Genomic DNA, 12,502 nt, shown 5'->3' on the forward strand with positions numbered 1-12,502 from the left:
CCCGAGGCTGGTTTTAAAAGCACGGACAATACATTCGGTGTGTCGCTGGTCTACTCGTTTAACTAAGACCACACGTTCCCTCGTAAAGGCGGATCAGCAAACTCAGGGCGGCAGAGCAATCTGCCGCCCATTTCATTTGGCGCATCCAATGAGTTTCCATCGGCAGTGCCGCCTTTTGGCTTTCGATACAACTTGTGCGTACAAACCGGTCTTACGAACTTCTCTTTTCCGCAACCGCCATCTCAAATCTGGGCGATGGCTCGCCGCACTCATCACCCGTGACCCTGACCTGATCGCGCTCGTTGCCCATTCGACGAAACTACACTGGTTCCTCTTATCCAATCTCGTCGCAGTATTGCTCGATCGCCGCCATCTCATGGTGCAAGCCGATATCTTCCGTTTCCTCCTCACCATGGGCGTCATCGACCCGGTTCTCACATCCCCCGAGTTTCCACCGCCGAGTGATCCGTTCCTGCCGGTTCTGGCACTGCCCGGCCGCGCGCTGCTCCTTGGTTCCGCACAAGTGCTGCGTGTCAACGCCGTGCAAACGGTGTTGCCCTCACGCTGGCGAAGGCAATCTTGAGGTCGCAAACCGCCAAATGTGAGCATTGAGCACATAATGGGCTCCCTCGTTGACCCATCGCTGGCTGGCTTTCTCTTTACCAGCGCCGCTTTAATTGGATGCGGTAACCTTCGCTCTGGCGGCATGGCTCGTCTGATCAATCTCGATGCCCCACCGCAAGTCAGCACTCCGTTGCAAGGTCTCGCCCGAAATTGTCGAAGGCTGGACGTGGATGCGCGCGCACCCTGCGATCCTGCGTCTCGCTGTCATGCTTGGTCTCATCCACGCGGCCTCGACGATGCCGATGACCATCCTGGTGCCTTGTTCGCAGGACATACTCGAGCTGAGTGCGATCGGTTATGGCACCCTCCTGAGGGCGGGTGCTGCCGGTGGTGTGATTGGCAGCCTTCTGGGTCCAGGGTTTGTCGCACGGATCGGCGCACAAAGCAGCGTCTTCCTTGCCCCTGCAATGATGGCCGTCCCTTTCGGGATCATAGCGCTGACGTCAAACCCATATGTTATGGGGTTCGCACTCTTGAGCGAGATGATCACAGCTCAGCTTTGGAACGTTGTTACCGTATCGTATTGCCAACGTCTCAGTCCGGACGATTTGCTTAGCCGGGTGGATTTTCTCTATCGTTTCTTCGGTTGGGTCCTGATGGCAGTTGCGGCGCTTGCAGGGGTTGGATCGTCTCGATTGTCACATGCTCTTTGAGAGCAGAAATGGCGATGCGCATGCCCTATTTCATCGTGGCAGCGGCATCAGTCGGTCTCTTTCTCTACGGCCTCTCCCGCCTGCGCTTTTAGGGCCGAGCGCCACCCGGCTCCTCCCTAACGACGCGCTATTTTTCGATGCCGCTCGCACCGAGACGCACCGACGCGATGCCAAGATCGGCTTTCATCCCGTTTCCTCTGCAAATCATGGCATTTTCGATTTGGGCTATTAGAAACAACACCCAACACACGCCCGTTGCGGCAAGGCCTCGTTAACCATTCCAATTTCACCCCTTTATAAATACCTCAGCGCGCAACCCGGACGGGCGGCGCCGCCGCGCCCCATTTACCACACCGCAACGTTGGTATGCCAAGATAGACCGTGCAATTCAGGCTCAGTATGTTACGTCCCGACCAAATTTGATAAAACTCCAGGACATGTTTTGACCAAACTGACAATGGCCGCTCTGGCCCGCCGCTCGATCTTTTCCGACTTGCCCGGCTACGTCCGCAAAGCCGATACCGGCCACCTGCCGACGGAACTCCTTGCGGGCCTAACCGTTGCGCTCGCGCTCGTTCCCGAAGCCGTCGCTTTCGCCTTCGTGGCAGGCGTCCATCCCCTCGTCGGACTCTACGCGGCCTTCATCGTTGGTCTGATCACAGCCGTCTTTGGCGGTCGCCCCGGCATGATCTCGGGCGCAACCGGTGCGCTTGCGGTCGTCATGGTGTCCCTCGTCGCAACCCATGGGGTGGAATACCTTTTTGCAACCGTTGTCCTTATGGGCGCGATCCAGATTGCGGTCGGTGTGCTCAAATGGGGCAAGTTCATCCGCCTCGTCCCGCACCCCGTCATGCTCGGCTTTGTGAACGGCCTCGCCATTGTGATCTTCCTGGCACAGCTCACACAGTTTCAGGTCCCAGGCACAGCCGAAGCCTCCGGTCACGGTATCGGCGGTGGTGAATGGATGACAGGCTGGCCGCTTTCTCTGATGCTCATGCTTGTTGTTGCAACGATGGGCATCATCTGGGTCATGCCCAAGATTACCAACGCCATCCCTGCCCCGCTGGCAGGCATCGGAATCGTCGCTTTGGTCGTCATCGTCTTCGGCTTCGATGTGCCGCGCGTCGGCGATCTCGCCTCCATCAAAGGCGGTCTGCCCCAGTTCCACGTGCCAGTCGTGCCGCTGACCTTCGAGACCTTCGAAATCATCCTGCCTTATGCGCTGATCCTATCGGCCATCGGCCTGATTGAAAGCCTCCTGACGCTGAACCTCGTCGGCGAAATTACTGGCAAGCGCGGCGGAGCCAGCCGCGAGTGCATCGCCCAAGGAGCAGCCAACACCATCACCGGTTTCTTCGGAGGCATGGGCGGCTGCGCCATGATCGGTCAGTCGATGATCAACGTGAAATCAGGCGGTCGCACCCGCGTCTCCGGCATATCAGCAGCATTGTTTTTGCTAATGTTTATCGTCGTCGCAGCACCCCTTATTGAACAAATACCACTGGCCGCGCTTGTCGGCGTCATGTTCATGGTCGTGATCGGTACCTTCGCGTGGAACTCATTCAACATCATGCGCCGCGTCCCGCTTTCGGACTCGGCCGTTATCGTCTTGGTGACCCTTGTCACCGTGATGTACGACCTCGCCACGGCAGTGGTCGTGGGCGTGATCGTCTCGGCCCTCACTTACGCGTGGAATAACGCAACCCGTATCCACGCCAAACGTTACGACACGCCAGAAGGCGCACGGGTCTACCAAATCCAGGGCCCGCTCTTTTTCGGCTCCTCCGAAGGCTTTGCCGAACTGTTTGAGCCAAAGGACGACCCTGCTGTCGTCATCGTGGATTTTGCCGACAGCCGCGTCGTTGATCAATCGGCGTTGACAGCCATCGAAGCCGTCGCGGAGAAGTACGAAGCTGCAGGAAAGTCTCTGCAACTTCGCCATCTCAGCCACGACTGCCATCAGCTGCTATCAAAGGCCGGTCAACTCATCGTCGACAGCGACGATGACCCCGACTACGAGATTGCAACTGACTATTCGATCCGCACTGGTATCCTTGCTGGCGGCCACTGATCAGGCAAACCGAACCCCTGCCGCGGCCATTCCGTCCTTGGCCGCGGACAGCGATCCGTCCAGATCAATCGCGCGGCACAGGCTTTCAACAACGGTAACCTGAAACCCAAGCCTGGCCGCATCTACCGCAGAGAAATTCACGCAATAGTCCGTCGCAAGGCCAACCAAAATGACAGACTCAATGCCTCGCGTTCGAAGATAGCCCGCGAGCCCTGTCGGAGTTGTATGGTCATTCTCAAAGAACGCTGAATAGCTATCAATCTCGCGCCGAAATCCCTTCCGGATGATGACATCCGCTCCACGGGTGTCCAATTGGGAATGAAATCCGGCACCCTCTGATCCGATAATGCAATGATCTGGCCAAAGAACCTGCGGCCCGTACGCCATCTCTGTCATGGAATAAGGTGCTGCGCCTTCATGCTGTGACGCAAAGCTCGAGTGATCTTCCGGGTGCCAGTCCTGCGTGAAAACCCGTACAGCAAACTGGGGAACCATCGCGTTGATCGGAGCAACAATCTCATTGCCTCCCGCGACGGCCAACGCGCCTCCCGGGCAAAAATCGCTTTGAACATCGATAACCAGAATAGCTTCGGTGACAGGGCGCATGCAGATCTCCTTGATTTACCCTTGCCTAGAAATCATCGTGCGCTGCGTCAACTGTCACCCTTGAGCCCGGCGGTCATTTGGGCTAGCGGATACGCCCATGTTTATCGTTGCCGCTCTCTACAAGTTCACCTCATTTGATGGCCCGGAGCTCCTCAAAGGCCCTCTGGCAAAAGTCTGCTGCGCGAATGGCGTGCGAGGAACGCTGCTTCTTGCCGAAGAAGGAATAAATGGCACGATCGCGGGAAGCCGAGACGGGATCGACGCCGCGCTACGACATATCAAGTCCCTTCCCGGTTGCGGCGACATAGCGTGGAAAGAAAGCACCGCAGAAGCGATGCCTTTCCCCCGCATGAAGGTCAGGCTAAAGCGCGAAATCGTTACCATGGGTCAACCAAATATCGACCCAACGGCAAGCGTCGGGACCTACATCGCGCCCGAGGATTGGAACACCCTTATCTCTTCCCAAGACGTTGCCGTCATTGACACGCGCAACGACTACGAAGTGGCCATAGGCACTTTTGAGGGGGCCGAGGACCCTGTCACAAAATCCTTCGGCGAATTCCCCGCGTGGTGGGCCGCGAACGCGCCGCGCTTCGAGGGCAAAAAGATCGCGATGTTTTGCACAGGCGGAATTCGCTGCGAAAAAGCGACAAACTATCTCCTCGGCCAGGGCGTGGACGAAGTGTTCCACCTCAAGGGCGGCATCCTGAAATACCTAGAGGAGGTGCCAAAGACCCAAAGCCGGTGGAACGGCGAGTGCTTCGTCTTCGATGGCCGCGTTTCCGTAGGCCACGGTCTCGAAAAAGGCAGTTTTGACCTCTGCCATGCCTGCCGCCGCCCGATAAGTGAAGATGACAAAACGCACGCGGCTTTTGAACAAGGCATCGCATGCCATCAGTGCATCAACGAAACGTCCGAGTCTGACCGCAAACGCTTCCGCGAACGTCAAAAACAGATCGAACTCGCTCGCAGTCGAGGCGAAACCCATTTTCGGGACGCGGCTAAAACCTGATCGACCGCAGCTTTGCGCGGCGGTTAACTTTTCGCGGACAGCGTTACAGGTCTGCAAAGCGAGCGGGACAAGGTCCCGCTCGCCAGATTTCTAAAAATCGAGGTTTTCGACATTCAGAGCGTTTTGCTGAATGAATTCGCGCCGTGGCTCGACCACATCGCCCATTAGCTTGGTAAATAGATCATCGGCTTCCGCAAGGTCTTCGACCTTCACTTGCAACAAGGTTCGCGCCTCTGGATCCAGCGTAGTTTCCCACAGCTGACCAGGGTTCATTTCTCCAAGACCTTTGTAGCGTTGAAGGCTGAGCCCTTTTTCGCCTTCTGCCAGAATGGTGTCCAACAGATCAAGCGGGCCATGAACTCCGTTTTCGCGATCCCGCCGGACCAGTCTTGCGGGCTTCGCATAGACCTCTTGTAAGGCGGCTGTATAACCGCCCAATCGCCGGGCCTCACCGGATCGCAGAACCGGGCCATCCAACGTCCGAATTTCTTCAACGCCCCGCAAAACTCGGGCAAGCCGAATTCCGTGATCCTGTGTTATCCGCCCTTGCCAACCTCGCTCATATTCCACAGCAACTTGGTCAAGACGTGCCGCAACGGCTTCCGCCGTACCTTGCAAATCGGCATCGACCTGCCCCGGCACGAAGGCCCCGGCGATCGCGGCCTGCTCAAGAATACTCTGTGGATAATGCGTTGGGAAAGCTTGCAAAACACGGCGCACTTGCCGCGCATCCTCGACGACGCGCGCGAGGTCCTGCCCGATGATCTCTTCGCCGGTTCCGAGGCGAAGCATAGCGCCCTCGACACCCATCTGGATCAGATAGTCGTCCAGCGACGGCTGGTCCTTCAGATAAACCTCGGACTTGCCCCGCGCAACTTTGTAGAGTGGCGGCTGCGCAATATACAGGTAACCGCCTTCAATAACCTCGGGCATCTGTCGGAAGAAGAACGTCAGAAGAAGCGTCCGGATATGCGCACCATCTACGTCTGCATCCGTCATGATGATGATCTTGTGGTACCGCAGTTTCGAGACATCAAACTCATCGCGGCCGATCCCGGTGCCAAGCGCCGTGATCAGCGTGCCGATCTCCTGACTTCCCAGCATCCGGTCAAACCGCGCCCGCTCAACGTTCAAAATCTTACCTCGCAGCGGCAAGACAGCCTGATTTGCACGCGACCGGCCTTGCTTAGCCGATCCACCTGCGCTGTCCCCCTCGACGAGGAACAATTCGCGAAACTCTGGTCGCTTTTCCTGACAATCGGCAAGCTTTCCCGGCAGCGATGCGACATCAAGGGCAGACTTCTTGCGTGTCATCTCGCGCGCTCTGCGAGCCGCTTCCCGCGCCAATGCCGCATCGACAATCTTACCGATAATCAACTTCGCAGGTCCTGGGTTTTCTTCAAACCACTCGGACAACTTTTCGTTCATCATGCCTTCAACCGCAGGGCGGACCTCTGAAGACACGAGTTTGTCTTTTGTCTGTGACGAGAACTTGGGATCCGGCACTTTTACAGAAAGCACGCAGGTCAGCCCCTCGCGCGCATCATCGCCGGTGAAGCTTACTTTCTCCTTGCGCGCGATACCGCTCGATCCAGCATAAAGGTTCATCGTCCGAGTTAGCGCGCCGCGGAAACCAGCCAGATGCGATCCGCCATCACGCTGCGGGATGTTGTTCGTGAACGGCAAAACTGTCTCGTGGTAACTATCGTTCCACCACATGGCGACCTCAACGGTGATCCCGTCTTTCTCGCCTTCGATGAAGATAGGATCCTCGATCATGGCGGATTTGTTACGATCAAGATATCGCACAAATTCACGCACACCGCCGTCATAGAAAAACTCGGTCTCAAGCATCTCTGCTGGGCGCTCATCCCGCAGAACAATCCGCACGCCGGAATTCAGAAAAGCCAACTCTCGAAGGCGATTCTCCAAGGTCTTGAACTGGTATTCGAGATTGGAGAATGTCGTCGTCGCTGCAAGAAACCGTACTTCCGTGCCTTTGCGTCCATTGGCATCACCGACCACCCGCAAGTGCTCGACCGTGTCACCACCTTCAAACCGGGCGTAGTGCTCTTTATCGTTCCGCCAGATCCGCAACTCCAGCCATTCGGACAGAGCGTTCACCACGGAAACACCAACACCGTGCAAACCGCCCGAAACCTTATAAGAATTCTGGTCGAATTTACCGCCGGCATGGAGCTGGGTCATAATGACTTCGGCAGCCGAAACGCCCTCTTCCGCGTGCACGTCAACAGGGATTCCACGGCCGTTGTCGCTGACCGATACGCTGTCATCGGCGTGGATTGTCACGGTCACGGCATCGGCATGACCCGCCAAAACCTCATCAATGCCATTATCAACGACTTCATACACCATATGGTGCAGGCCCGAGCCATCATCTGTGTCCCCGATATACATGCCGGGACGCTTTCGAACCGCCTCTAAGCCTCTGAGAACTTTAATCGAATCGGCGCCATATTCAGCTTGCGCGTCGGACGTCTCCGCCATTCGGAATTTCCTTGTTGTTTTCATACATTTTATAGGCGTTTTATGGGCAACTGTCACGCCCAGACCACAATATTTAGTGGGTATGACGCGTCCAGAGCCCAAGCGCGACTATCTGGCAAAACCTCAGGTGAACGGAATGATAATTCCCACCGTAATAAGCAACGCGCCCGATACGATATTCATCCGTTTCAGCGCCTTTGGAGACGTCAGCAACCGACGCGCTCGGTCGACAAATCCAGCAAGAATTAGGTTTCCCGCCAACGGCACAGCAAAGGATAACGCACAGATCACCGCAATGTCCGCGCCAGTCAGTTGCGTAAGATCAAAGAAGCCTGGCAAAACGCCCATGTAGAAAAGGACTGCCTTTGGATTGCCAAGGATAACGGCGAGCCCGGCAACAAACCCCGCCCACATTCCCGGCCGGGTCAATCGGCTGTCTTTGGCGATGGCTTTTCCGGCACTTTGAATAAGGAGGTAGCCCATGGTCAAGAAAGTGAAACAGGCAACCCACTTTAGAACCACCATGAACCCGTCGAATACCGAGACAATCCAAGTCACGCCCAGGATCGCTACCAACGGCCAAATGACATCCCCCACGACAACGCCCATCGCAAGTGGCCACGCCGACCGAAAGCCACCTGACATAGCACGGGCCATAAGGGCCACCCAGACGGGCCCCGGCGTCAAAAACAGGATGAACAATGCCCCAGCATAGAGGGCCGCATCCGAAAGTGAGATCGTCATGGTCGGACCTGTGACGCATCGTTGGCGTCAACGACCTCGAATATCTGTGCGCGCGCGCCAAGTCCGTCAAACAACTCCGGCCCGGTGCCGGTCATCCAGGCCTGCGCTCTGAGCGCACAAATCTCGTCATAGAGGGCCTGACGCCGTCTGGCGTCCAGATGCGCTGCAACTTCGTCCAACAGGATCAAAGGCGGCGCACCTGTGTCTTCAGCCAAGGCCCGTGCGTTGGCGAGCACCAGTGATATCAGCAGAGCCTTTTGCTCGCCGGTTGAACACTGTTCTGCTGCAATTTCTTTCTGAGCAAAGACCGCGTGCATATCTATCCGGTGCGGCCCGACAAGGGTGCGCCCGGCCCGCAAATCGGCCACGCGCCCAGTCTGCAACGCATCCGTAAGCTCGCCTGAGGTTACAGGCAAATCTTCGTTCGGGTGCGTCAGCGAAAGCTCCGCTGCCGGAAATGCGGTTTCTGCGCCATCCCGTGCTTGCGCCAATCGCTCCAAAGTCGCGCGCCGGTTCGACATAATCGTCGCACCGGCCTCGCCCATTTGGCGCTCCAGAACCTGATACCAATGCGCATCGCGGACCATGTCCTTCAACAATCGGTTCCGTTCTCGCATTGCCTTGTCATAAGCCAATACAGTCTCGGCGTGGTCCGGCAAGAAACTCATAGTCATCCGGTCCAGAAAGCGCCTCCGACCTTCCGCGCCTTCAAGCCACAGGCGATCCATAGCAGGCACCAGCCAAATAACGCGCGCTACACGGCCCAAGGCCAGCTGCGGATGCGCTTTGCCGTCAACCCGAACGCTTCGAGACTGCCCTGGTTCAGCGCCAGTCTCAAGTTCATGTAAACGGCCATCCGCTTCGACCTCGGCGCTTATCTTCCAGCCCAGCGCTTCGGGTCTTCGGATCAATTCCTCAACGCCCGCGCGCCTCAACCCGCGCCCCGGGGACAAAAGCGATACTGCCTCCAGAACGTTGGTCTTTCCGGCGCCATTCGCTCCATGAAAGACAACAGGACGGCTATCCAACGAAAGCCGCGTCACCTTGTGAGACCGAAAATGAGAAATCGTCAATGATGTGACAAAACAACCGGGCATCACCCTGCCCTTCCTTTTTGCAATACCACTTCCGCACGTTGCGAGGATGGTACCGAGCGGTGCTTAGACACGCATTGGCATCACAACATAAACTGCAGATTCGTCGTTGCCTTCACGCATTAATGTGGGGTCACCCGCAGAATTGAACAAGAATACCGCATTTTCTCGATCAACCTGACTTGCAATCTCAAGCAAGTACTTCGCATTAAATCCAATCTCGAGAGCTTCGTCGCCATAAGCCACCGCCAACTCTTCTTCTGCGGCTCCGCTATCAGGAGCATTTACAGATAAAACCAGCCGATCTTCATCCAGCGAGAGTTTCACCGCCCGCGAGCGTTCGGATGAAACTGTCGCGACCCGGTCAACGGCCTTCGCGAACTCAGCTGCGTCTACTTCCAGACGACGCGTGTTTCCGGTAGGAATGACGCGCGTATAGTCGGGGAATGTTCCATCGATAACCTTAGACGTCAGCGTGATTCCTGGCGCGGCGAAGCGGATCTTCGTTTCACTAACGGATACAGCGATCTCAGCTTCGTCGTCATCCAGCAACTTGCGCAACTCACCAACCGTTTTGCGTGGCACGATGACGCCCGGCAGGCCCTCGGCGCCCGCCGGCATATCCGCATCGATCCGCGCCAGTCGATGGCCATCGGTTGCTACACAACGCAGAACCTGCCCGCCATTTGCATCCGCAATATGCATATAGACACCGTTCAGATAGTATCGCGTTTCCTCGGTCGAAATCGCAAATTTAGACTTATCGAACAACCGCCGCAAAACCGGGGCGGGACAAACGAAGTTTGCTTCGTACTCTGACGAAGCCATGACCGGGAAGTCCTCGCGCGGCAGCGTCGCAAGCGAAAAATTCGACCGTCCTGCCTCAACTGTCAGGCGTCCGGACGCTCCGTCGTCCGTGAGAGTCACCAAAGACCCGTCAGGAAGTTTTCGAACGATCTCGTGAAGTGTCACAGCACTTACTGTCGTGGCGCCGGCACGTTCAATCTTCGCAGCCGCTTCGTCAACGACCTCGATATCGAGATCGGTCGCGCGAAACCTGACTTGATCACCCTCGGCCTCAATCAAAACGTTCGCAAGGATTGGGATGGTATTGCGGCGCTCGACCACCGATTGCGCCTGACCAACGGCCTTCAGCAAAGCGCTACGTTCGATAGAAAATTTCATGTCCACGCTCCCTAAGATGCCGGACGAACAACTTATCCGGTTTTCCGCTGCATGCAATGGAATTTGAGGGACTTTCCTGCCTTGACGCCAAAGCGTCAAGTGCCTCGGTGGCTTTCTTTTTAACTGAAATACTCAGCAGCGCGCGGGAGACAGCGTCCCCCGCCTGTCACCCCTCGAGAGACCGGCGCAAAAGCTCAAGATCGTCTGCTATCTGGCTGTCTTGTTGCTTCAACTCTTCGATCTTGCGCACGCCATGCATAATAGTCGTATGGTCGCGCCCGCCAAAACGGCGCCCGATCTCAGGAAGCGAACGACTTGTCATCGTTTTCGCAAGATACATCGCAACCTGACGCGGGCGCGCAAAGGTTCGCACGCGCTTTGGTCCGATAAGATCGCTAAGCCGGATATTATAATGGTCGCTCACTTTGCGCTGAATTTCTTCCACCGTGATCTTTCGATCCGAGTGCCGCAGGATATCAGACAAACAATCCTGAGCCAGCTCGAGTGTAATCTCACGCCCGACAAGCGCGCCAAATGCAAATAACCGCATCATGGCGCCTTCCAAAACCCGAACATTCGACGAGATACGATGGGCAAGGAACTCAAGCACACCATTCGCAATCTCCAGGTTCGGGAATTGCTCAGAGTAATGTTCAACTTTCTGCTGAAGAATTCCAAGCCGAAGCTCGTAGTTTGTCGGGTGTAGATCGACGACCAGTCCGGATTGAAGCCGGCTCAGAATACGGTCCTCGACCCCGGTAATCTCGGTCGGAGCACGGTCTGACGAGATAACGATTTGCTTTCCCTGATCGACAAGCGCGTTAAACGTATGAAAGAACTCTTCCTGCGTCGCATCCTTGCCAGCAATGAACTGCACGTCGTCAATCATCAGCACATCGACCGACCGGAATAGCTGCTTAAACGTGATCATATCTTTGTCGCGCAAGGCCTGCACAAAACGGTACATGAACTGCTCGGCCGACAAATACACAATCCGCAAGCCCTGCTCGCGACGCTGAAGCTCGCAGGCAATAGCATGCATCAGGTGCGTCTTACCAAGCCCTACGCCGCCATAGAGAAACAGTGGATTAAACGTGACCGGACCGCCTTCGGCCACACGGCGCGCCGCCGCATGAGCCAATTCATTTGGCTTCCCGACGACAAAGGTATCGAACGTAAAGCGTCCATCAAGCGGCGCTCCCGGCAGATCTTCCCCATCGTTGATGACTGTCGGCTTCGGCCTCACGGCGGGTTGGCGGCGCGGCGCCAACGCTTGCCTTGGGACAGAAAACTCTACCCGCGACACGCTTTGCCCGGCATTCGACAGCTCCTGCAAAATTTGCTCGCCAAAGTTGCGCGAAACCCAATTTCCCATGAATTGCGTTGGCACCAGGAACGTCGCGACGCCATCCGTCAGCGCGGAAAATTCAAGGGGCTCGATCCAATTTGCGTAGTTGTTCCTACCAACGGACTTCAAAAGCTCGCCGCGGATGTTACCCCAAGTCTCTTCTATCATGCGCCTACGACCCGTCGTGCTCTCGTTTCATTTAGGACTGGCGCCAAGCCAGCCCCCGGGCCTTCCATCCATTATGGCCGCCCCGGTGTCCCTTTGGATCCAGATCGCCCTCGAAACCTTCGGCTACATTCAGACACTCGGCCGACACTCCGACAGTTGCGAAGTGGTCGGCGATTGCTGTTGCAGCCCGAAGGGAACGCACGCCGGACCGACAAATGAACAGAAGCATGCTCGGGATATTATCCCCGATTGCTTCCATCACCTCAGCCACGAACTGCGGGTTTGCAGACATGTCAGGAAAGACGGCCCATTCGACGAACGTCGTCGTTTGGCCAACTTCCACAAGATCAGGTACGCCGACAAAACCCCATTCGGCGCGCGTCCTGACGTCAATCAGCATAGCAGAAGGATCGCCTTCCAATATCTGCCAAACTACGTCGGGATTTACCTCTCCGACGAGTACACCAGATGCCCCGCTCATTGACCATG

The 12,502-nt window shown here is 56.5% G+C and carries 10 protein-coding genes and 1 pseudogene; 4 read left to right on the top strand and 7 right to left on the bottom strand.

Features of this window, described 5'->3' with window-relative positions:
• The 3 genes and pseudogenes from Q1B15_RS17275 to Q1B15_RS17285 form a co-directional block, all read left to right on the top strand.
• Positions 1-583: pseudogene (locus Q1B15_RS17275) on the top strand (hypothetical protein); the annotation flags it as partial.
• 145 nt (positions 584-728) lie between these two features.
• Complete coding sequence (locus Q1B15_RS17280; RefSeq protein ID WP_299756025.1) at positions 729-1,277, top strand: MFS transporter; 549 nt, start codon at positions 729-731, stop codon at positions 1,275-1,277.
• Between the two features lie 457 nt (positions 1,278-1,734).
• Complete coding sequence (locus Q1B15_RS17285) at positions 1,735-3,348, top strand: SulP family inorganic anion transporter (RefSeq protein ID WP_299756094.1); 1,614 nt, start codon at positions 1,735-1,737, stop codon at positions 3,346-3,348.
• Here the strand turns inward: Q1B15_RS17285 and pncA are convergent, their stop codons facing one another.
• Positions 3,349-3,954: a bifunctional nicotinamidase/pyrazinamidase gene (gene pncA / locus Q1B15_RS17290; protein WP_299756028.1), complete on the bottom strand. Its 606-nt coding sequence runs from the start codon at positions 3,952-3,954 to the stop codon at positions 3,349-3,351.
• A 97-nt stretch (positions 3,955-4,051) separates the two neighbouring features.
• Here pncA and Q1B15_RS17295 point away from each other — a divergent pair, with 97 nt between their 5' ends.
• The gene (locus Q1B15_RS17295; RefSeq protein ID WP_299756031.1) at positions 4,052-4,966 is read left to right on the top strand and encodes a rhodanese-related sulfurtransferase; all 915 of its coding nucleotides are present in this window, start codon (positions 4,052-4,054) and stop codon (positions 4,964-4,966) included.
• A gap of 90 nt (positions 4,967-5,056) precedes the next feature.
• Here the strand turns inward: Q1B15_RS17295 and gyrB are convergent, their stop codons facing one another.
• From gyrB to Q1B15_RS17325, 6 genes are all read right to left on the bottom strand, one after another.
• On the bottom strand, positions 5,057-7,474 hold the full coding sequence (gene gyrB, locus Q1B15_RS17300) for a DNA topoisomerase (ATP-hydrolyzing) subunit B (RefSeq protein WP_299756033.1): 2,418 nt from the start codon (positions 7,472-7,474) through the stop codon (positions 5,057-5,059).
• 123 nt (positions 7,475-7,597) lie between these two features.
• Entirely contained in the window at positions 7,598-8,218 is a 621-nt protein-coding gene (locus Q1B15_RS17305; protein ID WP_299756035.1) for a LysE family translocator, read from the bottom strand.
• Positions 8,215-9,315, bottom strand: coding sequence for a DNA replication/repair protein RecF (recF, locus tag Q1B15_RS17310; protein ID WP_299756038.1), 1,101 nt, complete (start codon positions 9,313-9,315; stop codon positions 8,215-8,217). The genes Q1B15_RS17305 and recF overlap by 4 nt, the downstream gene beginning before the upstream one ends.
• Positions 9,316-9,378: 63 nt before the next feature.
• On the bottom strand, positions 9,379-10,497 hold the full coding sequence (gene dnaN / locus Q1B15_RS17315) for a DNA polymerase III subunit beta (protein WP_299756041.1): 1,119 nt from the start codon (positions 10,495-10,497) through the stop codon (positions 9,379-9,381).
• A gap of 166 nt (positions 10,498-10,663) precedes the next feature.
• A complete protein-coding gene (dnaA, locus tag Q1B15_RS17320) occupies positions 10,664-12,013 on the bottom strand; it encodes a chromosomal replication initiator protein DnaA (RefSeq protein ID WP_299756044.1) in 1,350 nt (449 codons plus the stop codon).
• Between the two features lie 31 nt (positions 12,014-12,044).
• Positions 12,045-12,494, bottom strand: coding sequence for a rhodanese-like domain-containing protein (locus tag Q1B15_RS17325; protein WP_299756047.1), 450 nt, complete (start codon positions 12,492-12,494; stop codon positions 12,045-12,047).
• Positions 12,495-12,502: the final 8 nt, after the last annotated feature.

This window comes from uncultured Boseongicola sp., from assembly GCF_937988555.1.
In the GTDB taxonomy this organism is placed as follows: Bacteria; Pseudomonadota; Alphaproteobacteria; order Rhodobacterales; family Rhodobacteraceae; genus Boseongicola.